Source organism: Erwinia sp. SLM-02 (genome assembly GCF_037450285.1).
Lineage (GTDB): Bacteria > Pseudomonadota > Gammaproteobacteria > Enterobacterales > Enterobacteriaceae > Erwinia.
The window spans coordinates 704,676-730,954 of the sequence record NZ_JAQISN010000001.1; the positions used below are offsets into that span (position 1 = coordinate 704,676).

The window sequence follows — 26,279 nt, forward strand, 5'->3', positions numbered from 1 at the left end:
CGGAGCCGTCAGCATGCAGGATCGCAACTTCGATGATATCGCAGAAAAATTCTCCAAAAATATTTACGGTACGACGAAAGGCCGTATTCGCCAGGCAATTCTCTGGCAGGAGTTGGATGCGCTGCTGACCACCTTTCCTGCCGGTCCCCTGTCCGTGCTGGATGCCGGAGGCGGGGAAGGGCAAACGGGCTGCGGTATTGCCGCACTGGGGCACCGCGTTGTTCTGTGCGATCTCTCAGCCGAAATGCTCAGCCGGGCTCGTCGTCTCGCCGAAGAAAAAGGTGTGAGCGACAACATGCAATTTAAACAAATCAGCGCTCAGCAGGCAGGCCAACATTTGGATACGCCCGTTGATCTGGTATTGTTTCACGCTGTGCTCGAATGGGTGGCAGAACCGCAGCAGGCGCTACGCGCGCTGTACGATGTCCTCAAACCGGGTGGCGTATTGTCACTGATGTTCTATAACATCAATGGTCTGACTATGCAGACAATGGTGTTAGGTAACTTTGGTTATTTGCAGGCGGGGTTGAGTAAGCGCAAACGTAAGACGCTTTCCCCCGACTATCCGCGCGATCCACAGCAGGTTTATGGCTGGCTGGAGGAGTGCGGTTTCACCATTGAGAACAAAACCGGGATTCGGGTATTTCACGATTATCTGCGTGATAAAAACAAACAGAGTGAACGATTTGATGAGGTTCTGGCGCTGGAGAAGCAGTACTGCCACCAGGAGCCATTTTTAAGTTTAGGGCGTTACATCCACGTCACAGCGCGGAAACCCATTCAAAAGGACGAGTTATGAGTGAATTTTCCCAGACTGTACCTGAACTGGTGGCCTGGGCGCGAAAAAATGATTTTTCCGTCTCTTTGCCAACCGAACGTCTGGCATTTTTGCTTGCCGTTGCCGCCTTAAACGGCGAGCGGATGGACGGCGAAATGAGTGAAGGCGAACTGATTGACGCTTTTCGTCACGTCAGTGACGGGTTTGAGCAGACCAGTGAAACCGTTGTCGTACGTGCGAACAATGCCATCAATGACATGGTACGCCAGCGCCTGCTTAACCGCTTTACCAGCGAATTTTCAGAAGGTAATGCCATATATCGCCTGACTCCGTTGGCGATTGGCATCACCGATTACTACATCCGCCAGCGTGAATTCTCTACGCTGCGCCTGTCTATGCAGCTCTCTATCGTGGCGGGTGAACTCAAGCAGGCCGCCGATGCCGCTCAGGAAGACGGCGATGAGTATCACTGGCACCGCAATGTGTTTGCGCCGCTTAAATATTCAGTTGCTGAAATCTTCGACAGCATCGACATTACCCAGCGCATCATGGATGAGCAGCAGCAGACGGTAAAAGACGATATCGCCCAGCTGTTGAACAAAGACTGGCGCGCGGCAATATCCAGCTGTGAGCTGCTGTTAAATGAAACGTCCGGAACGCTGCGCGAACTGCAGGACACGCTGGAAGCGGCGGGGGATAAGCTGCAGGCGAACCTGCTGCGGATCCAGGATGCCATCATGAACAGTCCGGATCTCGGCTTTATCGACAAGCTGGTCTTCGATCTGCAAAACAAACTCGATCGCATCATCAGCTGGGGCCAGCAGGCTATCGACCTGTGGATTGGCTACGATCGCCACGTGCATAAGTTTATCCGTACCGCGATCGATATGGATAAAAACCGCGTCTTTGCCCAGCGCCTCCGTGTTTCAGTACAGAATTATTTCGATATGCCGTGGGCGTTAACCTATGCCAATGCGGATCGTTTGTACGATATGCGCGATGAAGAACTGACGCTGCGTAATGAAGAGGTTACCGGCGAGCTGCCTTCCGAGTTGGAATATGAAGAGTTTAATGAAATTCGCGAGCAGCTTGCCGCGATGATTGAAGAGGCGCTGGCCGTTTACAAAGCGCAGAAGCGACCGCTGGATTTGGGCGCGGTGATGCGTGATTACCTGGCACAGTACCCGCGAGTCCGTCACTTTGACGTGGCGCGTATTGTTGTCGACCAGGCCGTACGCTTAGGCGTGGCCGAAGCAGATTTCTCCGGTCTGTCCGCTGAGTGGCAGGCCATTAATGATTACGGAGCCAAGGTGCAGGCACATGTCATCGACAAATATTGAACAAGTGATGCCGGTTAAACTGGCGCAGGCACTGGCTAACCCGATTTTCCCGGCGCTGGACAGCCAGCTGCGCGCAGGCCGCCATATTGGTATTGAAGAGCTGGATAACCACGCTTTCCTGATGGACTATCAGGAGTTTCTGGAAGAGTTTTATTCGCGCTATAACGTTGAGCTGATCCGCGCGCCGGAAGGTTTTTTCTACCTTCGCCCGCGGTCAACCACGCTGATCCCGCGTTCGGTCCTTTCCGAGCTGGATATGATGGTCGGTAAAATTCTTTGCTATCTCTACCTCAGTCCGGAACGTCTGGCCAATGAAGGGATCTTCAGCCAGCAGGAACTGCATGATGAACTGATGTCTCTGGCGGATGAAGGCAAGCTGCTGAAGCTGGTCAACCAGCGTTCAACCGGTTCTGACCTTGACCGGCAGAAGCTGCAGGAAAAAATGCGTGCGTCACTGAATCGCCTGCGCCGTCTGGGCATGGTGTGGTTTATGGGCAATGACAGCAGCAAGTTCCGCATCACCGAATCGGTATTCCGTTTTGGTGCCGACGTGCGCAGCGGTGATGATGCCCGTGATGCACAGCTGCGGATGATCCGCGATGGCGAAGCGATGCAGCTGGACGGTGGACTGGCGCTGAACGATGAGAATGATGATGGTGAAGCAGACCACAGCGCGCGGGAAAGCGGAGAGGAAGAATAAATGATTGAACGTGGCAAGTTTCGCTCACTAACGCTGATTAACTGGAACGGTTTTTTTGCGCGTACCTTTGACCTTGATGAGCTGGTCACCACGCTTTCCGGCGGTAACGGTGCCGGTAAATCCACCACCATGGCGGCCTTCGTTACCGCGCTGATCCCCGATCTGACGCTGCTGCACTTCCGTAACACCACCGAAGCCGGGGCGACATCCGGTTCTCGCGACAAGGGGCTGCACGGCAAACTGCGCCCTGGCGTGTGCTACGCCGTACTGGACGTGGTGAACTCCCGTCATCAGCGCGTGGTTGTCGGTGTACGCCTGCAGCAGGTGGCAGGCCGCGATCGTAAAGTGGATATCAAACCGTTCAGTATTCACGGACTGCCAACGGCAATCAATCCTACGGAAATTCTGACCGAAACGGTCAATGCCCGTCAGGCGCGCGTGCTGCCGCTCAGCGAACTGAAAGACAAGTTCGAAGCGATGGAAAGCGTGCAGTTCAAACAGTATAACTCGATTACTGACTATCACTCGGTGATGTTTGATCTGGGTATTGTGGCTCGTCGCCTGCGCTCTGCCGCCGACCGCAGCAAATATTATCGTCTGATTGAAGCCTCGCTGTACGGCGGTATCTCCAGCGCAATCACCCGCTCACTGCGCGATTACCTCCTGCCGGAAAACAGCGGCGTGCGTAAGGCATTCCAGGATATGGAAGCCGCGCTGCGGGAAAACCGCATGACGCTGGAAGCGATTCGGGTCACGCAGTCCGACCGCGATTTATTCAAGCACCTGATTTCGGAAGCGACCAGCTACGTGGCGGCAGACTACATGCGTCACGCCAACGAGCGACGCATTCATCTGGACGGCGCCATACAGCTGCGCAGCGAGCTGTTTACCAGCCGTAAACAGCTGGTGGCCGAACAGTTCCGTCACGTGGAAATGGCGCGGGAACTGGCCGAGCAGAACGGCGCGGAAAGCGACCTTGAAACCGACTATCAGGGTGCCAGCGATCATCTCAACCTGGTGCAGACCGCACTGCGTCAGCAGGAAAAAATCGACCGCTATGATGCCGATCTCGAAGAGCTGACCTTCCGTCTGGAAGAGCAGAACGAAGTGGTAGCGGAAGCGCGCGAAGTGCAGGAAGAGAACGAAGCGCGCAGTGAAGCGGCCGAGCTGGAAGTGGACGAACTGAAAAGCCAGCTGGCCGACTATCAGCAGGCGCTGGACGTGCAGCAGACCCGCGCCATTCAGTACCAGCAGGCGCTTCAGGCGCTGCAACGCGCGAAAGCGATCTGCCAGTTGGGCGATCTCAGCGTGGACAATGCCGAAGAGTGGCAGGAAACCTTCCAGGCGAAAGAGCAGGAAGCGACCGAAAAACTGCTGCAGCTGGAACAGAAAATGAGCGTGGCGCAGGCCGCCCACAGCCAGTTTGAGCAGGCTTTTGAGCTGGTGACGCGCATTGCCGGCCCGGTCAGCCGCGCCGACGCATGGCAGGTCGGGCGCGACATGCTGCGCGATGCGGCAAACCAGCGCTATCACGCGGAGCAGCTTCAGCCGCTGCGTTCCCGCCTTTCGGAGCTGGAGCAGCGTCTGCGCGAACAGCAGGACGCTGAACGCCTGCTGAATGAGTTCTGCAAACGCCACGGCAATCGCGTTGAAGCCGACGAACTTGAGGCGCTGCACGGGGAGCTGGAAGCTCAGATTGAGCTGCTCAACGATAGCGTAGCCGATGCCGGTGAGCGCCGTATGACCCTGCGCCAGGAGCTGGAGCAGCTGCGTGAGCGTATTACCCGTCTTACCCGCCAGGCGCCTCAGTGGCTGGCCGCGCAGGAGATCCTGACCCAGCTCAGCGAACAGACCGGGCAGCCGCTGGAAAGCAGCCAGCAGGTGACCGAGTTCATGCAGCAGCTGCTGGAGAGCGAGCGTGAAACGACCGTTGAGCGCGATGAAGTGGCCGCCCGCAAGCGCGACCTCGAACAGCAAATCGAACGGCTGAGCCAGCCGGGCGGGGCGGAAGATAACCGCCTCAATGCCCTGGCTGAACGGTTTGGCGGCGTGCTGCTGTCGGAAATTTATGATGATGTGACCATCGACGACGCGCCTTATTTCTCGGCGTTGTACGGTCCGTCTCGTCATGCGATTGTAGTGCCCGATCTGTCGCTGGTCCGCGATCTGCTGGACGGTCTTGAAGATTGCCCGGAAGATCTCTATCTGATTGAAGGCGATCCGCAGTCGTTTGATGACAGCGTGTTTAACGTTGAGGAGCTGGAAAAGGCGGTGGTGGTGAAAGCCGGAGATCGCCAGTGGCGCTATTCCCGCTTCCCGAAAGTGCCTTTGTTTGGCCGCGCCGCGCGTGAAAATCAGCTGGAGCTGCTGCACGCCGAACGTGAAACGCTCGCCGAGCGCTATGCCACGCTCTCTTTCGACGTGCAGAAAGCGCAGCGTCTGCACCAGTCCTTCAGCCGTTTTGTCGGTAGCCATCTTGGCGTGGCCTTCGAATCCGATCCTGAAGCGGAGATGCGTCAGCTTAATGTCCGCCGCAGTGAAGTAGAACGGGCGCTGAGCAACCATGAAAGTGAAAATCAGCAGCAGCGCCAGCAGTTCGATCAGGCAAAAGAGGGTGTTGCGCAGCTGAATCGCCTGCTGCCACGCGTGAGCCTGCTGCTGGATGAGACGCTGCAGGACCGCTACGACGAAGTGCTTGAGCGTCTTGACGAAGCGCAGGAAGCCGCGCGCTTCCTGCAGCAGCATGCGGCGCAGCTGACCCGACTGGAGCCGATTCTCTCGGTACTGCAAAGCGACCCTGAGCAGCACGAGCAGCTCAAGCTGGACTATCAGCAGGCGCAGCAGCAGCAGCGTGATGCGCGACAGCAGGCCTTTGCGCTGACCGAAGTGGTTCAGCGTCGGGCGCACTTCAGCTACACCGACTCAGCCGGTATGCTCAACGGCACCAGCGATCTGAATGAGAAACTGCGCCAGCGGCTGGAGCAGGCGGAAGGCGAACGCGCGCGCGCGCGTGAACAGCTTCGCCAGCATCAGACCCAGCTGACGCAGTATTCGCAGGTGCTGGCGTCGCTGAAAAGCTCTTATGATGCCAAACGCGATATGCTGAAAGAGCTGCAGCAGGAGATGCAGGATATCGGCGTACAGGCCGATGCCAGCGCCGAAGAGCGTGCGCGCCTGCGTCGTGATGAACTCTACAGCGCGTTAAGTAATAACCGTGCCCGCCGTAACCAGCTGGAAAAACAGATCACCTTCTGTGAAGCCGAAATGGATGCGCTGCAGAAAAAACTGCGTCGCGTTGAGCGTGAGTACCACCAGGGACGTGAACAGGTGGTGAATGCCAAAGCGGGCTGGGTAGCCGTACTGCGCCTGGTGAAAGACAATGGCGTTGAGCGCCGTCTGCACCGGCGTGAACTGGCCTACCTGGGCGGTGATGAACTGCGCTCAATGTCGGATAAGGCGCTGGGGGCACTGCGCCTGGCCGTGGCGGATAACGAACACCTGCGCGATGTGCTGCGTTTATCGGAAGATCCGAAACGTCCTGAGCGTAAGATCCAGTTCTTTATCGCCGTGTATCAGCACCTGCGCGAGCGTATTCGCCAGGATATTATTCGTACCGACGATCCGGTCGAAGCGATCGAACAGATGGAGATTGAACTCAACCGTCTGACCGAAGAGCTGACCGCCCGCGAGCAGATGCTGGCTATCAGCTCACGCAGCGTGGCGAACATTATCCGCAAAACCATCCTGCGCGAGCAAAACCGTATCCGTCAGCTGAATCAGGGGCTGCAGGCGGTGAGCTTTGGGCAGGTGAACAGCGTGAGGCTGAACGTCAATGTTCGTGAAGCGCACTCGACGCTGCTGGACGTGCTTTCAGAAGAGCATGAACAGCATCAGGATCTGTTCAACAGTAATCGCCTGACCTTCTCTGAAGCGCTGGCGAAACTGTATCAGCGCCTGAATCCGCAGATTGATGTGGGGCAGCGTACGCCGCAGACCATCGGTGAAGAGCTGCTGGACTACCGTAACTACCTCGAAATGGAAGTGGAAGTTAACCGTGGTTCCGACGGCTGGCTGCGTGCGGAAAGCGGGGCACTCTCCACCGGCGAAGCGATCGGTACGGGGATGTCGATTCTGGTGATGGTGGTGCAGAGCTGGGAAGAAGAGTCACGCCGTCTGCGCGGTAAGGATATTTCGCCGTGCCGTCTGCTGTTCCTTGATGAAGCCGCCCGTCTGGATGCGAAGTCAATCGCCACGCTGTTTGAACTGTGTGACCGTCTGGAAATGCAGCTGATCATTGCGGCACCGGAAAATATCAGCCCGGAAAAAGGCACAACCTACAAGTTAGTGCGTAAGGTATTCAACAATACCGAGCACGTGCACGTTGTCGGGCTGCGCGGATTCTCCGCGGATACCCCGGCTCCTGCCGGTGGCACGGAGAGCAGCCCGACGGCCAGCTGACGCAGAATTATTCCCGGGCGGAAGTGGTAAAATTCCCCTTAGCGGATTACTCTCAATGACGGCATTTGCAACGTAAGAGGCAAATGCCGTTTTCTGTTTATATACTTAAAATAGATGTTCACTATCGCTCAGTATTATTTGCTGACTTATACAGGGAGCAAGGATGTTGCTGCAGAAATCTTTTATCGCTAAGGCCATTGTGCTCGGCTGTAGCCTGATGTTTGGGCTGGCCTGTGTGTCTCCCTCTCTGGCAGGAATCCCGCCTGTCTCCGCCCCGGTGACTCGTCATGTTTCCGTCGCGCAGAGCCAGGCTGAAATTACCGCTGCGATGTCGCGCTTCGGTTCGCCTTTTTATCTTAAAACGCTGGCTCCGCTTTATGCCAGCCGCGGCATGCAGCCGATGTGGCAGGATCGTCAGGCTATCCAACAGTTCCAGCAGCAGCTCGCTGAAGTGGCGATATCAGGCGTTCAGCCACAGTTTACCCAGTGGGTGAAAATGCTGACTGATTCGCACCTCAGCGGACTGGCGCGTGATGTCGTGCTGTCTGATGCGCTGCTGGGGTATCTGCAGTTCACCTCCAGCGTACCCAGCAAGGGCGAGGTCTGGCTGTACAGTAACGTGCCCTACAAAATGGAAACGCCGCCGCTGTCGGTCATCAATCAGTGGCAGAAATCGCTGACGCACGGCAGCCTGAACGGATTCATTCTCTCGCTGGCGCCTCAGCATCCGCAGTATTCGCGTATGCACGGTGCGCTGAAGACGCTACTCACGGACAGCCGCCCGTGGCCGCAGTTGACGGACCGACAAACCCTCCGCCCGGGGCAGATCAGTAATGATGTGCCCGCGCTGCGCGATATCCTGCAGCGTACCGGGATGATGTCGGCGGCTAATGAGCCGCCTAAGCCTGCCGATGAAGTGGTAGGGGCCGTTGATGCACCGATGGTTCATGACGATGACAACGTACAGGCGGACGTTGGAGCCGGGCAGAATCAGGCCGCTAGCAGCGCCGTTGTCAGTCCATCGGCAACCACCACTACGGATGTGCAGCCTGAAACACCGAATAATATCGGTAATGTGCAGGGTGCCGTGGTGCCGGTTAACAGCGATAATGTTTATACGCCCGATCTGGTGGAAGGGCTGAAGCGTTTTCAGCGCTGGCAGGGGCTGGAGGCGGATGGCTTAATTGGTTTGCGTACCCGTGAATGGCTGAATGTTTCGCCTCAGCTGCGGGCATCGCTGCTGGCGCTGAATATCCAGCGGCTGCGGCTGCTGCCTGATGATATGCACAACGGCATTATGGTCAACATTCCTAATTATTCACTGGCCTATTATGTCAACGGCAATGAGATCCTCTCCTCGCGGGTAATCGTTGGCCGACCGGATCGTAAAACGCCGCTGATGCGCAGCGCACTCAACAACGTAGTGCTCAACCCGCCGTGGAATGTGCCAACCACGCTGGTGCGCAAAGATATCGTGCCTAAGGTCAAGCAGGATCCCAGCTATCTCTACAAGCACAACTATACGCTGCTGTCGGGTTGGAGCGGTGAATCAGAAGTGATCGATCCTTCAATGATCAACTGGAGTATGGTTTCCGCCGCTTCTTTCCCGTATCGCATACGTCAGGCTCCCGGCCCGACGAATTCGCTGGGGCGTTATAAGTTCAACATGCCAAGTTCAGATGCGATCTATCTGCACGATACGCCTAACCACGGCCTGTTCCAGCGGGATATCCGTGCCCTCAGCTCGGGGTGCGTCCGCGTGAATCGGGCTTCCGATCTGGCTAATTTGCTGTTACAGGACGTTGGCTGGAACGATACGCGAATTTCCAGCGCGTTAAAGGAAGGGAGTACCCGGTTTGTCTCTATCCGTCAGCGGATACCGGTCAACCTGTATTACCTCACTGCCTGGGTTGCCGATGACGGACAACCGCAGTTTCGTACAGATATTTACAATTATGACAGCACGGCACGTTCCGGGGCACAGATCCTGGCGCGGGCTGGTCAGTTATTGCTCTAGCAGTTGATTCTTCAGCAGTTCTGTGGTGAGTCGTAAATTCGCCTACGCGTGGTGCAGTGGATGTTGTTACCTTCCCTGCACCACTTTAAGTTTTGTCGGGTTGACGGACCTTTATTACATCGGTAAGGTTTCTGACGGTGTTGTAAAGGCACGATTCTCACTACTTTTTCCAGGTAATACTGATTAATGGACAAATTCGACTCTAACCGCCGTAAATTGCTGGCGTTAGGAGGAGCTGCGTTGGGTATCGCTCTCCTTCCTTCACAGGCATTTGCTTCGCTTTCCACTTCCCGTCCCCGGGTTCTGACGCTGAGCAATCTGAATACCGGTGAAAGCCTGAAAACGGAATTTTTTAATGGCAAAAAATATGACAAAGACGAACTTGTACGTCTGAATCATTTTTTCCGCGATTACCGGGCAAATAAAATAAAGAATATCGATCCGCATCTTTTCGATCAGCTCTTCCGTTTGCAAACTATGCTTGATACCCGCAAACCCGTTCAGCTTATTTCCGGCTACCGTTCACTGGCCACCAATAATTCTCTGCGTTCTCACAGTCGTGGCGTGGCTAAACACAGCTACCACACGCTCGGTCAGGCGATGGACTTCCATATTGAAGGCATTGCATTGAGCAATGTGCGCAAAGCTGCTCTCGCTCTGCGAGCGGGTGGTGTAGGCTATTACCCGAGCAGCAACTTTGTGCATATTGATACCGGCCCTGTCAGGCACTGGTAAAACGGAACGCCGGCGTCATGTGGTCGCCGGCAGTGGAGCGTTATGAACTATCATATTATTCCCGTAACGGCATTCGCACAGAATTGCTCGGTGATTTGGTGCCCGGAAACCCGCGAAGCGGCGCTGGTTGACCCCGGTGGCGATGCTGACAAGATTAAGCGTGAAATTGCCGCCCTGGATGTTGAAATCAGGCTGGTTCTGCTGACCCACGGCCATCTCGATCATGTCGGGGCCGCGGCCGAACTTGCAGAGCACTATGGGGTGAAAATTGTTGGCCCTCATAAGGCGGACCTGTTCTGGCTGGAAGGATTACCGACCCAGAGCCAGATGTTTGGTTTTGACTACTGCGCGCCTTTAACGCCGGATCGCTGGCTGGAAGAGGGCGAGACGGTCGCCGTAGGTAATGTTACGCTGGAAGTCCTGCTTTGCCCTGGCCATACCCCGGGGCATATTGTGTTTTTTGACCGCGCAGGCCGACTGCTGGTTTCTGGTGACGTTATTTTTAACGGTGGTGTCGGACGCTCGGATTTCCCGCAGGGCAGCCACAGTGATTTAATTGCTTCCATTCATAATAAACTTTTACCGCTGGGTGACGACGTGACATTTCTTCCCGGTCATGGTCCTGTCTCAACGTTGGGGCGAGAAAGAATCAGTAATCCCTTTCTGCAATAAATAAAAAAGCCTGCAAACGCAGGCTTTTTTATTTCATCAGAACCGTATTACAGCACGGCGACGATGGCTTCGCACAGTGGCGACATATTATCAGGGGTCATACCCGCCACGTTAACGCGACCGGAGTTTACTGCGTAAACGCCAAACTCTTCGCGCAGGCGCACAACCTGATCTTTTGTCAGCCCGCTAAACGAGAACATGCCGTTCTGGTTGATGATAAAGCTGAAATCACCTTTAGCACCTTTGTCCTGCAGCGTATTCACAAACAGCTGACGCATGCGCTGGATGCGCTGACGCATATCGGCCAGTTCCTGCTCCCACAGGGCACGAAGGGCGCTGTTGCTGAGGATAGTCGCAACCACGGCCGCACCGTGAGACGGTGGGTTAGAGTAGTTCGCCCGAATCGTCGCTTTAACCTGGCTGAATGCGGTATCCGCAACGGTTGCTTCTGCAGCCACCAGCGTGAATGCCCCTACGCGCTCGTTATACAGGCCAAAATTCTTGGAGTAGGAGCTGCAGACAATCAGTTCCTGATGGCTGGCAGCGAAGATACGCAGGCCTTCTGCATCTTCTTCCAGACCGCGTGCAAACCCCTGATAGGCGAAGTCGAACAGCGGCAGCCAGCCTTTACCCAGCGACAGTTTTGCCAGCTCTTCCCACTGCGCCGCAGTCGGGTCGATGCCGGTCGGGTTATGGCAGCAGCCGTGGAACAGCACCACGTCTCCGGCCTGTGCTTCGCTCAGGCTGCTGACCAGTGCATCAAAGTCCAGCGCGTGGTTCGCCGCGTCGTAGTAGGCGTATTCGCAGACTTCCAGGCCAGCGGCAGCGAACACGTTCTTGTGGTTCGGCCAGCTTGGATTACTGACCCAAACGCGCGTAGCGCTGGTCTGGTTAGCAATAAAATCGGCAGCAATACGCAGGGCACCGGTTCCGCCAGGCGTTTGGGCCGTGCGTGCGCGTTTTGCGCTAATGAGGGCGCTGTCGGCTGAAAACAGCAGTTCCTGCGTGCAGCGGCCAAAGTCCGCAATACCGTCAATGCTGAGGTAATTTTTGGTTGTTTCGTTTTCCAGCAGATACTGCTCAGCTTTTTTTACGCTGGTCAGCACCGGCGTTTTGCCGGTTTCATCTTTATACACCCCTATACCGAGGTTGATCTTATTTGGGCGATCGTCAGCACGAAACAGGTCGGCTAAACCAAGAATGGGATCGGCGGGTGCAGCTGCAATACGTTCAAACATAATTGAAGTCCGTTAGCTTAATCTAAAGCGAAGTGAGCAATCAGGTTACCGTCAGAAAGGCGAAATTGCCAACCGTTTGCGCTAAAAAAGCCGGGTGAAGATCAAGCTTCCCTAAAAGAAAACTTTGACGATGGTCATGCAGGTCGCTGCAATAGCGACGGCGGTCCCCATTATCCAGCGAGTCTGGTTAGCCAGCTCTTTATGCATGCCGCCAATTTCTTTATGAATGCCCGCCAGGCTCTGATGCATTTCCGTTCTCAGCTCCGCCAAATCGGTTTTAGTGGCGAATGCCTCAGACCGCGCCGTCAGGCACGCCAAATCGATTTTAATCTGGCCGGTATCTTTTTCAAGCTGCTCAATCCGATCGATCATGATGTCCATGGCGTCTTCCTTATGCCAAATCCCTGTTTAAGCATAAGTCTACGGCAGCTGTTGAAAATATCACCCTATTTGTCACGTCGGGTGCGGGTTTACGGCTGGGTTGGGAAGGGGATCGCAGAGTCGGTGTAAAAAGATGAAACCAGCGGAGAGAGGAAAAACAAAAACGGGGCCGAAGCCCCGTTTGTTGCGAGTTGCGCGGTGGGCAAGCCCACCGGCAAAAGGCAATTAGAACTGGTACTGCAGGCCAACACCAACGGTATCGTCGGTAGATTTGCCAGCTGCACGAGTGTAATCGGTGTCGTCCAGCAGGTTGATACGGTAATCAACATAGGTAGACATGTTTTTGTTGAAGTAGTAGTAGGTACCCACTTCGATGTATTTAACCAGGTCAGCGTCGCCGCCGCCGTAGGTAGAACCGTTACCGCTGAAGCCGTCCAGTTCCTTACCTTTAGACTGCAGGTAAGCGATGGATGGGCGCAGACCGAAGTCGAACTGGTACTGTGCAACCACTTCGAAGTTAGTCGTTTTGTTAGCAGCGATGTTGGTTACAGCCGCGTTGCTTGCACCGTAGTTGGTGGTGTTACGGGATTCACCGTAGAATGCCGCCAGGTATACGTTGTTTGCGTCATATTTCAGACCCAGGCCGTATGCGTCAGCTTTGTCGCCGGTGCCGTCTTCTTTCTGCTCAACGGTACGGTTAGCAGAGAAGTAAGAACCTACTGCGCTGATGCCCATGCCGGTGTCATAAGCTACAGAAGTACCCCAGCCGTCGCCGTTCTGGAACTTGGCTTCACGACCTTCGTTTTTGCCCTGGTACTGTACAGCGAAGCTCAGGCCGTCAACCAGACCGAAGAAGTTGCTGTTACGGTAAGTAGCAACACCTGAAGAACGACCGATCAGGAAGTTATCGTTGTCCTGGTACAGGGTATCATCGCCGAACACTGGCAGCTGGTCAGTGTAAGACATTGCGTCGTAGATCACGCCGTAGTTACGACCGTAGTCGAATGAACCTGCGTCACCGAATTTCAGACCAGCAAAGCCCAGACGGGTTTTGTTACCAGACTGCACGTCAGCGCCGCCTTCAGTGTGGTTAGCCTGAATGTTGTATTCCCACTGGCCGTAACCGGTCAGCTGGTCGTTAATCTGAGTTTCGCCTTTAAAACCGAAACGCACATAAGTTGCATCGCCGTCATCGCCAGCGTTGTCAGAGAAAGTGTGACGCGCATCAACTTTACCGTACAGATCCAGTTTGTTGCCGTCTTTGTTGTAGATTTCTGCTGCGTTGGCTGCACCAGCTGCTAACAGAGCTGGGATAACCACTGCAAGAATGTTGCGCTTCATCATTTTTATTACCCTCATTGGAGTTATTTGGACACCTGCCACTGCCGTCAAGAATTCATTACAGAACTATGATGAGAGTTTGGTGTCTTCCTGTGTCTGCACGCATCTTTCCATTCGTAGCGCGGTTAATCTAGTTGGAAAATGCTACTAATCTCCTATTCTGGTTACAGAAGGAAAATGTGTGTAACAAGATGTAAAAAACAGGGAACTTTGTGAGTGAACTCAAAATTTACAAAAATAAAAAAAGGCCAGCGAGGCTGGCCTTTGTATATATATGAATTTCTTATATTTAATTCTGAAATCAGAAAGAAGCGTTCCGCGGCGTGCGTGGGAAAGCGATAACGTCTCTTACATTTTGTACACCGGTGACATAGGCGATTAAACGTTCGAAACCTAAACCGAAACCTGAATGCGGCACGGTACCGTAACGACGAAGATCGCGATACCACCAGTAATCTTCTTTATTCAGGCCCATTTCTGCCAGACGAGCATCCAGCACATCCAGGCGCTCTTCACGCTGCGAACCACCGATGATTTCGCCGATGCCCGGAGCCAGCACGTCCATCGCCGCCACGGTTTTACCGTCATCGTTCAGGCGCATGTAGAACGCTTTGATGTCTTTCGGATAGTTTTTTACCACCACCGGTGCTTTGAAGTGTTTCTCAGCCAGGTAGCGCTCATGCTCGGAGGAGAGATCGATACCCCATGAAACCGCGTTCTCGAAGGTCTGGCCGGATGCCAGCAGGATCTCGACCGCTTCGGTGTAATCCACCTGGGCGAAATCGGTGGTGACAAACTGCTGCAGACGAGTGATGGCTTCTTTATCTACGCGCTCGGCGAAGAAGGCCATATCATCAGCGCGCTCTTCCAGTACCGCTTTAAAGACGTATTTCAGCATCGCTTCGGCGAGTGCGGCGTTATCTTCCAGATCGGCAAAGGCGATTTCCGGCTCCAGCATCCAGAATTCAGCCAGGTGACGGCTGGTGTTGGAGTTCTCGGCACGGAAGGTTGGACCGAAGGTATAAATTTTAGAAATCGCACTGGCGTAGGTTTCGCCGTTCAGCTGGCCGGAGACGGTCAGGAACGATTCTCTGCCGAAGAAATCTTCTTCGTAATTGACCTTACCTTCCGGCGTACGCGGCAGGTTTTCCAGATCCAGCGTGGACACGCGGAACATCTCTCCGGCACCTTCGGTATCGGAAGCGGTGATCAGCGGTGTGGAAACCCAGAAGAAGCCCTGCTCGTCAAAGAAGCGATGCAGCGCCTGGGCCAGCGTGTGACGCACGCGGGCAACGGCACCAATCAGGTTAGTACGCGGGCGCAGGTGGGCAACCTCTCGCAGATACTCAATGCTGTGGCGTTTAGCCGCCATCGGATAGGTATCCGGGTCATCAACCCAGCCCACCACTTCTACGTGGGTCGCCTGGATCTCAAAGCTCTGTCCTTCACCCGGGGATTCCACGACTTTACCGGTGACGATCACGGAACAGCCGGTGGTCAGACGCAGCACTTCATCCTGATAATTATTCAGAGAATTATTGACCACAGCCTGAACGGGATTAAAGCAGGAACCGTCATAAACGGCGATAAAGGAAATACCGGCTTTTGAATCTCTTCGGGTACGCACCCAGCCACGTACGGTGACTTCGCTGTCAACCGCAACCCGGCCGTGCAGTACATCCGCTACAGGCACAACGCTCATATAAGTCTCTCACTATTGATCTGAAAGGAATGGTTACCCCAAATTTTGGGTCTTGCTATGTTACTTGCCGGGCGAGGAGAAACAAGAGGAATTCAATGAATGTGGGGAGATTTATTCAGTATTAAGGATGTTGCGGGCCAGAAAGCGCCTGGCCCTAAGGGAAGTCTCAACTGGCTTTCTTCACCAGCGGCAGATCGAAGGCTTTACGCAGTGCGCGAACGAAGGCCTGATCCTGGCAAATCGTTTTGCCCGGGCTGTCGGAAAGCTTGGCCACCGGCTTGCCGTTACACTCCACCAGTTTAATGACGATATTTAACGGCTTAACCTGAGGAATATCGCAGGTCAGGCGGGTGCCAATACCGAACGCCACGTTGATACGCTGGCCGAAGTGACGATAAAGCGATACGGCGCTGTCGAGGTCCAGATTGTCGGAGAACACCAGCGTTTTGCTGAGCGGGTCAATGCCCAGCTGCTGATAATGGGCAATCGCTTTCTCCCCCCACTCCTGCGGCTCGCCGGAATCATGGCGCAGTCCCTGATAGGCGCTGGCAAAGTTGCGGCCAAAATCGCGCAGGAAGGCATCCATAGTGATGCAGTCGGTGAGAGCGATACCCAGCTGGTCAGGGTACTCTTCCAGCCAGGCCTGCAGCGCAGCGCGCTGGCTGTTAGCCAGTACCGGGCTGATTTGCTGATGCGCCTGGAACCATTCATGGGCCTGAGTGCCCATCGGCGTGATATCCAGACGGCGGGCGATTTCATAGTTGCTCGATCCCACCAGCCACGGGAAGTCCTGTTTCAGCGTACTGACAATCGCCAGATGCACGTCCCACGAGAAGCGGCGACGCGTGCCGAAATCCATCAGGCGGAAGCGCGACATATCAAGGTCAGCGGTCAAACCCGCAAACTTATCGAGTTTGCTTTTGAGTTTATCCACGGCCATTTCCGCCGTCACCTGCGGTGAACGGTGTCGATGAACGACTTCACTGATCAGCGCAAGCAGTGGGACTTCCCACATAATCACTTCGCGCCACGGGCCGCTGATACGGATATCCAGCTTGCCCAGATTATTGCGCACCTGAACCTGCTGCGGATCGTATCGGAATTCCCTTAGCCAGTTGAGGTAGTCAGCGGTAAAGAAGGGCAGGCTGGAGAGATAGGCGAACTCTTCATCGTTCAGCGCCAGCGTCGCCATCATCTTTATCTGCTGCACAATTTCATCGGCATACAGGCCCAGCATATCGTCACCACGGCAGCGGAACTCAGCTGCAACCGTAACGTCATGATACCGGTGGAAAACCGCCTGCTGCATATGAAGTTTGTAGGCGTCGGTGTCCAGAAGCGTAGTCAAAATCGGGGAAGCGTGTCGTGTCATGGTGCGTTTCAGCATCCTCTGGCGAAGAGCGTTATCCCTGGTTCAAATGGAAAAAAGTCGCAGGAGTATAACCCGAATACTCATTTATTGAACCCGATCACAGCACAATTCAGGCGGGCTGGTCGAGGACATTATGTGCTCATGTTAACAGTATGTATCATTTTCCATCAATCCCGCGTTTGATGTGGAATCAACGTGGCAACCATGCGATAACAGGAATAAACTTGAAAAGTTAAATTAATTATCGACGTGAGAAGGACTTATGACGCAACTGCCGCAAGCTAAGAACCGCCATGATTATCGTGCACCCGATTACACGATTACCGATATCGATCTGACGTTCGATCTTAATGCCAGTACCACAAGGGTCACCGCCGTCAGCCAGATTAAGCGTCTGGCGAGCACCGACGCCGAGCTGCGCCTGGACGGAGAAGATTTGACGCTGGTGTCAATTGCCGTCGATGAACAGCCCTGGGAGCATTACCGGCTGGAGGAGGGGGCGCTGGTTATCAGCCGCCTGCCTGAGGCGTTTACGCTGAAGATTGTTAACGACATTCACCCGGATAAAAATACCGCCCTGGAAGGACTGTACAAATCGGGCGAGGCGCTGTGTACGCAGTGTGAAGCCGAAGGTTTCCGTCATATCACCTGGTATCTGGACCGCCCGGACGTGCTGGCGCGCTTTACGACGACCATTATTGCCGAGCAGGCGCTCTATCCTTATTTACTGTCAAACGGTAACCGTATAGACGGCGGTGAGCTTGAAGGCGGCCGTCACTGGACTAAATGGCAGGATCCGTTCCCGAAACCCTGCTATCTGTTCGCGGTCGTTGCCGGTGATTTCGACGTGCTGCGCGACAGTTTCCGCACCCGTTCCGGGCGCGACGTGGCGCTGGAAATCTTCGTCGATCGCGGCAATCTTGACCGCGCAGACTGGGCGATGACCTCGCTGAAAAACAGCATGAAGTGGGATGAAGAACGCTTCGGGCTGGAATATGACCTGGATATCTTTATGATCGTGGCCGTTGATTTCTTCAACATGGGCGCGATGGAAAACAAAGGCCTGAACGTCTTTAACTCTAAATACGTGCTGGCGAAGGCGGAAACGGCAACCGACAAGGACTACCTCGGTATTGAGGCGGTCATCGGCCACGAATATTTCCATAACTGGACCGGCAACCGCGTGACCTGCCGCGACTGGTTCCAGCTCAGCCTGAAAGAAGGGCTGACCGTGTTCCGCGATCAGGAATTCAGTTCCGATCTGGGTTCCCGCCCGGTGAACCGTATTGATAACGTCCGCGTGATGCGCGGCGCGCAGTTTGCGGAAGATGCCAGCCCGATGGCGCACCCGATTCGCCCTGAGCAGGTGATCGAGATGAATAACTTCTATACGCTGACGGTGTATGAAAAAGGCTCGGAAGTGATTCGTATGCTGCACACGCTGCTGGGTGAAGCGGGCTTCCAGAAAGGGATGCAGCTCTATTTCGAGCGCCATGACGGCAGTGCAGCAACCTGTGATGACTTCGTTCAGGCGATGGAAGATGCCTCAAATGTGGATTTGTCGCAGTTCCGCCGCTGGTACAGTCAGTCGGGTACGCCGGTGATCTCCGTGCGCGATGACTATAACCCCGAGCTTGAACAGTACACGCTGCACGTCACCCAGATGACCCCGCCGACGGCCGATCGCCAGGAGAAGCTGCCGCTGCATATCCCGCTGGATATTGAACTGTATGACAACAAAGGCCAGCCGATCCCGCTACAGCACAACGGTCATCCGGTGCATCACGTGCTGAACGTGACGGAAAGCTTCCAGACGTTTGTCTTTGACGGCGTTTCGACGCAGCCCGTGCCGTCGCTTCTGCGTGAGTTTTCTGCGCCGGTTAAGCTGGACTACAACTGGAGCGACGCCCAGCTGACCTTCCTGATGCGCCACGCCCGTAACGATTTCTCCCGCTGGGATGCGGCGCAGAGTCTGATGGTGAATCATATCCGGCTTAACGTCGCCCGTCATCAGCAGGGCCAGCCGCTTTCTCTGCCGCTGCACGTGGCGGATGCCTTCCGTGCGGTACTGTTGGAAGAGAACAGTGACCCGGCGCTGATGGCGCTGATCCTGACCCTGCCGAGTGAAAATGAAATCGCCGAGCTGTTCGATACAATCGATCCGCAGGCGATAGCCGTCGTGCGGGAAGCGCTGGTGCGCACCCTGGCCGAAGAGCTGACGGATGAGCTGCAGGCGGTGTATCGTGACAATCAGACCGGTGAATACCGTATTGAGCATGCGGATATAGGCCGGCGCGCGCTGAAAAACGTCTGCCTGAGCTATCTGGCCTTCGCCGATGCGACGGCGGCCGATAAGCTGGTCAGCGACCAGTATCACAGCGCCAACAATATGACCGACAGCATTGCCGCGCTGGCCGCCTCCGTCGCGGCACAGCTGCCGTGCCGTTCTGAGCTGCTGGCGGCATTTGACGAGCGCTGGCATCATGACGGTCTGGTAATGGATAAATGGTTTGCTTTGCAGGCGACCAGCCCGGCGGAAGATGTGCTGACCCAGGTCAGATCGCTGCTGAATCACCGCTCCTTCACCCTCGGTAATCCGAACCGGGTTCGCTCACTGGTCGGTGCATTTGCCGCAGCCAACCCGGCGGCGTTCCACGCGCAGGACGGCAGCGGTTATCAGTTCCTCGTTGAAATGCTGACCGATCTCAATACCCGCAACCCGCAGATTGCCGCACGGCTGATCGAACCGTTGATTCGCCTGAAGCGTTACGACGCCCATCGTCAGGCGTTAATGCGCCAGGCCCTGGAACAGCTGAAAGGGCTGGATAAGCTTTCCGGCGACCTGTTTGAGAAGATAGAGAAAGCGCTGAACGCCTGAGTTTTGCGTCAGCGTTGAGTCAAGGGGGCGATCGCATCGCCCCCTTTATCATTAGCGATGTGCGTAGCGGGGTTCGGCGGGCGGTGCCGGGCGCTTCATCACGCGATCGAGCACTTCAGCTTCAAGCTCTGCCAGCCGCAGAGAGCCTTTCCTCCGCGGGCGCGGCAGGTCAATACTCAGATCGAGACCGATATTCCCTTCCTCTATTAACAGCACGCGGTCCGCCATCGCCACCGCTTCGCTCACGTCGTGCGTAACCAGCAGTACGGTGAAGTGATGCTGCTGCCACAGCGATTCAATCAGGTCCTGCATTTCAATACGCGTTAAGGCATCCAGCGCACCGAGCGGTTCATCAAGCAGCAGCAGGCCGGGGCGATGAATCAATGCTCTGGCCAGCGCCACGCGCTGTTTCTGACCGCCGGAAAGGGCAGCGGGCCAGTCCCCGGCGCGATCCGCCAGCCCGACGGCGGTAAGCGCCTCCCGCGCGTTTTGCTTCCAGCCGCGCCCTTTCAGGCCCAGGCCAACGTTATCAATGACGCTTTTCCACGGGAGCAGGCGGGCATCCTGAAACATCAGGCGGATATCTTCACGCGCATCGTTGAGCGGTGCGCTGCCGGCCAGAAGTTCACCGCTGCTGGCTTTTTCCAGCCCGGCCAGCAGCCTGAGCAGGGTACTTTTACCGCAGCCGCTGCGGCCCACCACCGCCACAAACTGCCCGGCGGGAATATGCAGATCGAGGTGGTTCAATACTGTGCGGCCATTGTACCGTTTGCTGGCACCGTTGATGTTTAACGGCGTGCCGGCATTTAAACGCGCCGGGGCGGAGTTGAGCTGGCTCATGCATTCTCCTCTTTCAGTTGATATGCCGGATGCCAGCGCAGCCAGACACGCTCCAGCAGCTGGGCGCCGACGTCAGCCAGTTTTCCCAGCAGGGCGTAAAGAACGATCGCCACAACGACAACATCGGTTTGTAAGAATTCGCGGGCGTTCATCGCCAGATAGCCGATACCGGAATTGGCCGAAATCGTTTCGGCCACAATCAGCGTCAGCCACATCAGGCCGAGGGCAAAGCGAACGCCGACCATGATCGAAGGCAGCGCGCCCGGCAGTACAACCTGTATAAACAGGCTCCAGCCTGACAGGCCATAGCTGCGCGCCATTTCCACCAGGCCACGGTCAACATTGCGAATGCCGTGATAGGTGTTGAGATAGATCGGGAACAGCGTGCCGAGGGCGACCAGAAAGATCTTGGCTGATTCATCAATGCCAAACCACAGGATCACCAGCGGGATCAGCGCCAGATGAGGCACGTTGCGCAGCATTTGAACGGAGGTGTCCAGCAGGCGCTCGCCCAGGCGCGACATGCCGGTTATCAGGCCCAGCAGCAGACCAATCGATCCACCGATGGCGAAGCCCACCATCGCACGCCAGCCGCTGATGGCCAGATGCTGCCACAGCTCCCCGCTGGCGGAAAGACGCCAGAAGGTGATAACCACCGACTCCGGAGAGGGGAGAATGCGCGTCGAGAGCCAGCCGATCTGCGAGGCCAACTGCCAGACGGCGACCAGCAGTACCGGCAGCGCCCACGGCAGCAGGGCATTGGTGATATGTCTTGTTGCTTTACTCATGCCTTCCTCTGAACCATGACGGCGGCTATTGCCGTAGATCGAAATGCCTGCACGTGAGTACGACGAGGCGTTGTTAGCTTTGGGAGACTTTCTGCGGCGCAAAATCATGCGCAACGTGTTCGCCGTGGGCGTGAATTTTCGCGGGCTGCGGCACCTCCGGAATGGCCAGATCGAGATGCGGGAACAGCAGTTCACCCACGCGATAGGCTTCTTCCAGATGCGGATAGCCGGAAAGAATAAAAGTTTCAATGCCAAGATCGGCATACTCCTGCATCCTTGCGGCAACGGTCGGTCCATCGCCCACCAGGGCCGTCCCGGCGCCACCGCGCACCAGGCCTACACCGGCCCACAGATTCGGGGCGATCTCCAGCTTGTCCCGCCTGCCGCCGTGCAGAGCCGCCATCCGCTGCTGGCCGACAGAATCGGTGCGTGCCAGCGCGGCCTGGGCTTTGGCAATGGTGGCATCATCAAGATGGGAGATCAGCCGGTCAGCGGCCTGCCAGGCTTCCTCATTCGTTTCGCGGACGATCACGTGCAGGCGAATACCGAAGCGAACCTTGCGACCCAGCGCAGCGGCTTTCGCCTGCACCCGGGCAATTTTTTCTTTGACCTGCGCGGGCGGTTCACCCCACGTCAGATACACATCGACCTGTTCCGCCGCCAGATCCTGCGCAACCTCGGACGAACCGCCGAACCACAGCGGTGGCCTCGGCTGCTGTACCGGTTTAAACATCAGCCGTGCACCACGGACGTTGACGTGCCTGCCTTCATAATCGACGGTCTCACCTTCCAGCACGCGACGCCAGACGCGGGTAAACTCGGCCGATTCAGCATAGCGTTCGCGATGATTGAGAAACACGCCGTCCCCGGCGAGTTCTTCCGCATCGCCGCCGGTCACCAGGTTAAACAGGGCGCGGCCGTTGGAAAGGCGATCGAGCGTGGCGGCCTGACGTGCGGCGTGGGTGGGCGAGGTGACTCCCGGGCGCAGGGCAACCAGAAAACGCAGGCGCTGGGTCACGGGGATCAGCGAAGCGGCGACCAGCCAGGCGTCTTCACAGGAACGCCCCGTAGGGATCAGCACGCCACCGAATCCCAGCCGGTCGGCGGCCTGAGCGATTTGCTGCAGGTAGGTGTAATCCACCGGGCGCGCACCCTGGTTAGTGCCCAGGTATTGACCATCGCCGTGCGTGGGAAGGAACCAGAAGACGGACAGGCTCATCGTTCAACTCCTTAATTCAGGGCTGTGCTGCGTCAGCAGAACACAGAAACGGATAGTGGCTGGTTTAAAGGTCTACACGGCAGCAGCCAGCGGCTGATGGCGGCGGGCCAGCGCGTGCCAGAAGGTCTCTACCGATTCCTCCAGACGGGCGGCCAGTCCCGGCGCTAATTCCGGCTGACGATCGTAGTGGGCGATCTGGCTGTCATCGGCAAAGACGCCGTGCAGCACTTCCTGCGCTTTCAGCGCGTTCAGTACCGGTTTCAACGCGTAATCAACCGCCAGCAGGTGGGCAACGGTACCGCCGGTGGCGAGTGGCAGAACCACCTTATGTTCCAGCGCGCGCTCCGGCAGCAGATCGAGCAGCGTTTTGAGCGCGCCGGCAAAAGAGGCTTTATACACGGGCGTGGAAACGATCAGTCCGTCGGCTTTTTCCAGGTCTTCCTTAAAAGCCAGCAGCGCGGGTGAGTCAAAGCGTGCATAAAGGAGATCTTCAGGATGGAAGTTATGCAGATTCCAGGGAATGACCTCAACGCCGCGCTGTTCAAGGGCATGCTGACAAACCGTTAACAGTGCGGTGGAGCGAGAGGGAAAGCGGGGGCTCCCCGCCAGAGTAATAACGCGCATAACCACTCCTTATAGCTAAAAGTTATTAATTAAACACATTCAAGAACTGATTGGCTTATCCTGACAGAGCGGGGAGAGGGGCTTAAATGATTTATCCGGCATTTTTTTGCCGTTTTCTTCATATAGGAATGGGGAGGAACGATCGGGCGGCTTACCGGGCGCACTTTTTTTCAGCTTTTACGCCACGGTGTTTCCATTTAATGCCCGAATGCCGGATAATACGACCCCGATTTTCTATCGGGACCTCAGGAGTGACCATGTATTATCCCCTCGTTCGTAAGGCGCTGTTCCAGCTCGATCCTGAGCGCGCGCATGAACTGACTTTGCAGCAGCTGACGCGCCTTTCCGGCACCCCCTTTACCGCCCTGATCCGTCAGTCGTTACCGTTTAAGCCGGTTAACTGCATGGGACTGACGTTTAAAAACCCGCTGGGGCTGGCTGCCGGGCTGGATAAAAACGGCGAATGCATTGATGCCTTTGGCGCAATGGGGTTTGGTTTTATTGAAATTGGTACGGTCACCCCGCGCCCGCAGCCGGGTAACGATAAGCCGCGCATGTTCCGCGTGGTGGAAGCGCAGGGCATCATTAATCGCATGGGGTTTAATAATCTGGGCGTGGACCATCTGGTCGAGAACGTCAAGAAAGCCCATTACGATGGCATTCTCGGCATTAATATCGGTAAGAATAAAGACACACCGGTTGAACAGGGGAAAGAAGATTATTTAACCTGCATGGATAAAATTTATCCGTATGCGGGCTATATCGCCATCAACATTTCTTCCCCCAACACGCCAGGATTACGCAGTCTGCAATACGGCGAGGCGCTGGATGATTTGCTGCAGGCGATTAAAACGCGTCAGGGTGAACTGCAACAGCTTCATCATAAATATGTTCCCGTCGCGGTGAAGATCGCTCCCGATCTTTCTGAAGAAGAATTGATCCAGGTAGCGGACAGTTTGCAGCGCCATAATATTGACGGCGTTATTGCCACCAATACCACGCTCGATCGTTCACTGATTAAAGGGTTAAAACATTGTGATGAAACCGGTGGGCTGAGCGGGCGTCCGGTTCAGTTGCGCAGTACGGAAATTATTCGCCGGCTGTCTTCTGAGCTGAAGGGCAGCATGCCAATTATTGGCGTCGGTGGGATTGATTCCCTGGTTTCTGCACGCGAAAAAATGGAAGCGGGCGCTTCGCTGGTGCAAATATATTCCGGCTTTATTTACAAAGGTCCGCCGCTAATTAAAGAAATTGTGACCCATATTTGAGTAAAAATTGCCAGGGGCTTTATTTTCGCCTCTGGCTCGTTTATATTTTGTGCTGTTAGAACGCTAATAAGTCATTTCAGCGTGTTGCTGTACGTTAAACACAGCCGATTTTTTTCCCGGACCCTGAATTCTTTTCCGGACATCTGTAACCCATTATTACTACAGGACTCATCATGAGGATTAAACCGGACGATAACTGGCGTTGGTTTTTCGACGCAGAACAAGACCGTATGATGCTGGACCTGGCGCGTGAACAGCCGTTTCGCTCACGTTTCCCCCGCAAGATGCTTACGCCGGATGCCTTTGATGTTTCAGGCTTTTGTGTCGATGATGCGGCGCTGTTCTTCACCTTTTCTGAGCGATGCCGCCAGGCCGAACTGGATTCAGATCAGAGTGCAGAACTCGTACTGAACGTGCTGGTGGCGACCCGCTTCCTCAAGCCGCTGATGCCCAAGAGCTGGCATTTTGTCACTCAGACGCACGGGGGATTTCGCCCCGACGAAGGGGATCTGGTTTGTGTTACCGTTGGCGACAGCGGAGAGCAGGCGACGATGATCGTCGTAGAGTCGGGTGAAAACGCCGCACTGTGCCTGCTTGCTCAGCCAGAATTAAAACTCGCCGGGCGCAGTATGATGCTGGGTGATGCCATAAAGATCATGCACGATCGGCTTACGCCTCAGGCTAAACCTGACGCGCTGCACTTTGCCCGCGCGGTGTAACCCACCGCGCAACGCATCTTACCTGATGACCAAATCGCCTGACGGAATACAGCTGCAGCTCAGTATGGTTCCGTCCTGCCGGATTGCCCCTTTTTTCAACGCGCTGACTTCACCGCTGACCAGCGTGACCTTACAGCTGCCGCAGATCCCCGCGCGGCAGGAGTAAGGAATGCGGATCCCCTGCATTTCCAGCTGTTCCAGCAGCACCTGCTGATTATTGCCGCTGAAGGTCTGCCCCTGCCAGCTGAGGGTAAGGTCAGACGGCGGCGCGGTGTCGATCGCCAGGGTTTCCGTGACTTCGCCGCTGCCGTACGCGCGAGCGGCCTGGCGGTTAATGACCTCCAGACGGTCACCGGCGCGGACAACACCGCTGGTGCGGGCGACCAGATTTATTCCGAAGTCGATATCTCCACTCCCGTCCTGTGCGCTGCGGAAGCCCTGCAGTGTCGCCAGCGGTTCGCCGGTGGGATGTTTTCGGCCGCGCTGAGGGCTGATGGTGGTGAACACGCAGCGGCTGCACGGCTTGGGTAAATCGAAAAGCACATCGCCGATCTTCACGGTTGCCCAACCGTCTTCGGCCCAGGCTTCAGCGCCGGTAATCACCAGGTTAGGGCGGAATTGTTCCATTCTCACGCCTGCCGGGCAGCGCTGCTGTAAATCGAACAGTGACGCCTCATTGACCAGCAGATAGGGAAAACCATCGGCAAAGCCCAGAGGAACCTGTTCAAAGTGTTTAACCCGACGGTGCATCTGGGGACCCACCCAGCGCAGCTGCAGCGGCCGGGGGAAAAAGCCGCTCAGCCACTTGTTGATCGTGTCCGGGGCTACGAGGGCGTTAAAATGGCTTCCCCACACTTCGGTAGGCTCGCCGTTGGGAAGAAAATCATCAAACAATACCGTAGCGCTGCTGCCATCCGGTGCGCTGAGCTGCAAACCGCCCATAATTAAAGCCGGCGTGAAGAGCACCATTTCAGGATACTGACGCGCGGTAATAAAGGTGCCATCGGGTTCGGTCAGCATAAAGATACGATCGAAGGCCAGGCCACTTTCTAAAGCCTGAGCATGCGAAATCTGCATGCCACGCATGGATTTTACCGGGTGAATAAATAGCCGTGACAGTGTGATCATGGTGCTGACTCCTTGTGCAGCCGGTATATGCCCCCTGTTAAGCCAGGGTTTCTGCAGCAAAAGAAGCTAACTTTATGACAT

20 protein-coding genes are annotated in these 26,279 nt (G+C 55.7%); 10 read left to right on the forward strand and 10 right to left on the reverse strand.

The features are described from left to right. The first annotated feature begins 13 nt into the window (after window positions 1-13). The 7 genes from cmoM (at window position 14) to PGH32_RS03340 (ending at window position 10,700) form a co-directional block, all read left to right on the forward strand. Window positions 14-799, forward strand: coding sequence for a tRNA uridine 5-oxyacetic acid(34) methyltransferase CmoM (cmoM, locus tag PGH32_RS03310; protein WP_337893169.1), 786 nt, complete (start codon window positions 14-16; stop codon window positions 797-799). Beyond that, a complete protein-coding gene (gene mukF / locus PGH32_RS03315; RefSeq protein WP_314419835.1) occupies window positions 796-2,118 on the forward strand; it encodes a chromosome partition protein MukF in 1,323 nt (440 codons plus the stop codon). The genes cmoM and mukF overlap by 4 nt, the downstream gene beginning before the upstream one ends. Next, window positions 2,099-2,818 carry a chromosome partition protein MukE gene (gene mukE, locus PGH32_RS03320; RefSeq protein ID WP_314419833.1) on the forward strand — a complete coding sequence of 240 codons (720 nt, stop codon included), beginning with the start codon at window positions 2,099-2,101 and terminating at the stop codon, window positions 2,816-2,818. Before mukF ends, mukE begins: the two co-directional genes overlap by 20 nt. Further along, window positions 2,819-7,276, forward strand: a complete 4,458-nt coding sequence (mukB, locus tag PGH32_RS03325; RefSeq protein ID WP_314419831.1) for a chromosome partition protein MukB — start codon at window positions 2,819-2,821, stop codon at window positions 7,274-7,276. Between the two features lie 163 nt (window positions 7,277-7,439). Continuing rightward, window positions 7,440-9,293: a L,D-transpeptidase gene (gene ldtD, locus PGH32_RS03330; RefSeq protein WP_314419830.1), complete on the forward strand. Its 1,854-nt coding sequence runs from the start codon at window positions 7,440-7,442 to the stop codon at window positions 9,291-9,293. 186 nt (window positions 9,294-9,479) lie between these two features. After that, on the forward strand, window positions 9,480-10,028 hold the full coding sequence (locus PGH32_RS03335; RefSeq protein WP_314419828.1) for a YcbK family protein: 549 nt from the start codon (window positions 9,480-9,482) through the stop codon (window positions 10,026-10,028). Window positions 10,029-10,070: 42 nt separating this feature from the next. Continuing rightward, window positions 10,071-10,700 carry an MBL fold metallo-hydrolase gene (locus PGH32_RS03340; RefSeq protein ID WP_337893170.1) on the forward strand — a complete coding sequence of 210 codons (630 nt, stop codon included), beginning with the start codon at window positions 10,071-10,073 and terminating at the stop codon, window positions 10,698-10,700. A 47-nt stretch (window positions 10,701-10,747) separates the two neighbouring features. Here PGH32_RS03340 and PGH32_RS03345 read toward each other — a convergent pair whose 3' ends face one another. From PGH32_RS03345 to pncB, 5 genes are all read right to left on the reverse strand, one after another. Continuing rightward, window positions 10,748-11,938 carry an amino acid aminotransferase gene (locus PGH32_RS03345; protein WP_337893171.1) on the reverse strand — a complete coding sequence of 397 codons (1,191 nt, stop codon included), beginning with the start codon at window positions 11,936-11,938 and terminating at the stop codon, window positions 10,748-10,750. Between the two features lie 111 nt (window positions 11,939-12,049). Next, the gene (locus tag PGH32_RS03350; RefSeq protein ID WP_337893172.1) at window positions 12,050-12,319 is read right to left on the reverse strand and encodes a hypothetical protein; all 270 of its coding nucleotides are present in this window, start codon (window positions 12,317-12,319) and stop codon (window positions 12,050-12,052) included. Window positions 12,320-12,544: 225 nt separating this feature from the next. Continuing rightward, entirely contained in the window at window positions 12,545-13,663 is a 1,119-nt protein-coding gene (ompC, locus tag PGH32_RS03355) for a porin OmpC (protein WP_337893173.1), read from the reverse strand. A gap of 298 nt (window positions 13,664-13,961) precedes the next feature. Continuing rightward, a complete protein-coding gene (asnS, locus tag PGH32_RS03360) occupies window positions 13,962-15,362 on the reverse strand; it encodes an asparagine--tRNA ligase (RefSeq protein ID WP_337893174.1) in 1,401 nt (466 codons plus the stop codon). A gap of 166 nt (window positions 15,363-15,528) precedes the next feature. Further along, a complete protein-coding gene (gene pncB, locus PGH32_RS03365; protein ID WP_337893175.1) occupies window positions 15,529-16,734 on the reverse strand; it encodes a nicotinate phosphoribosyltransferase in 1,206 nt (401 codons plus the stop codon). A 262-nt stretch (window positions 16,735-16,996) separates the two neighbouring features. On the opposite strand from pncB, the gene pepN reads away from it, so the two are divergent. Further along, window positions 16,997-19,612, forward strand: a complete 2,616-nt coding sequence (pepN, locus tag PGH32_RS03370; protein WP_337893176.1) for an aminopeptidase N — start codon at window positions 16,997-16,999, stop codon at window positions 19,610-19,612. 51 nt (window positions 19,613-19,663) lie between these two features. Here the strand turns inward: pepN and ssuB are convergent, their stop codons facing one another. From ssuB to ssuE, 4 genes are all read right to left on the reverse strand, one after another. Continuing rightward, window positions 19,664-20,452, reverse strand: coding sequence for an aliphatic sulfonates ABC transporter ATP-binding protein (gene ssuB / locus PGH32_RS03375; RefSeq protein ID WP_337893177.1), 789 nt, complete (start codon window positions 20,450-20,452; stop codon window positions 19,664-19,666). Next, a complete protein-coding gene (gene ssuC, locus PGH32_RS03380) occupies window positions 20,449-21,240 on the reverse strand; it encodes an aliphatic sulfonate ABC transporter permease SsuC (protein WP_314419813.1) in 792 nt (263 codons plus the stop codon). The genes ssuB and ssuC overlap by 4 nt, the downstream gene beginning before the upstream one ends. 73 nt (window positions 21,241-21,313) lie before the next feature. Then, window positions 21,314-22,459 (reverse strand): FMNH2-dependent alkanesulfonate monooxygenase, encoded by a 1,146-nt coding sequence (ssuD, locus tag PGH32_RS03385; RefSeq protein ID WP_337893178.1) that lies wholly within the window; start codon window positions 22,457-22,459, stop codon window positions 21,314-21,316. 72 nt (window positions 22,460-22,531) lie between these two features. After that, window positions 22,532-23,083, reverse strand: a complete 552-nt coding sequence (gene ssuE, locus PGH32_RS03390; RefSeq protein WP_314419809.1) for an NADPH-dependent FMN reductase — start codon at window positions 23,081-23,083, stop codon at window positions 22,532-22,534. A 257-nt stretch (window positions 23,084-23,340) separates the two neighbouring features. On the opposite strand from ssuE, the gene pyrD reads away from it, so the two are divergent. Together pyrD and PGH32_RS03400 are read left to right on the forward strand one after the other, a co-directional pair. Continuing rightward, window positions 23,341-24,351, forward strand: coding sequence for a quinone-dependent dihydroorotate dehydrogenase (pyrD, locus tag PGH32_RS03395; RefSeq protein ID WP_314419806.1), 1,011 nt, complete (start codon window positions 23,341-23,343; stop codon window positions 24,349-24,351). Window positions 24,352-24,524: 173 nt separating this feature from the next. Next, complete coding sequence (locus PGH32_RS03400) at window positions 24,525-25,070, forward strand: cell division protein ZapC (protein ID WP_314419804.1); 546 nt, start codon at window positions 24,525-24,527, stop codon at window positions 25,068-25,070. Window positions 25,071-25,088: 18 nt separating this feature from the next. Here PGH32_RS03400 and PGH32_RS03405 read toward each other — a convergent pair whose 3' ends face one another. Beyond that, window positions 25,089-26,198 carry a YcbX family protein gene (locus tag PGH32_RS03405; protein WP_337893179.1) on the reverse strand — a complete coding sequence of 370 codons (1,110 nt, stop codon included), beginning with the start codon at window positions 26,196-26,198 and terminating at the stop codon, window positions 25,089-25,091. Window positions 26,199-26,279 lie beyond the last annotated feature (81 nt).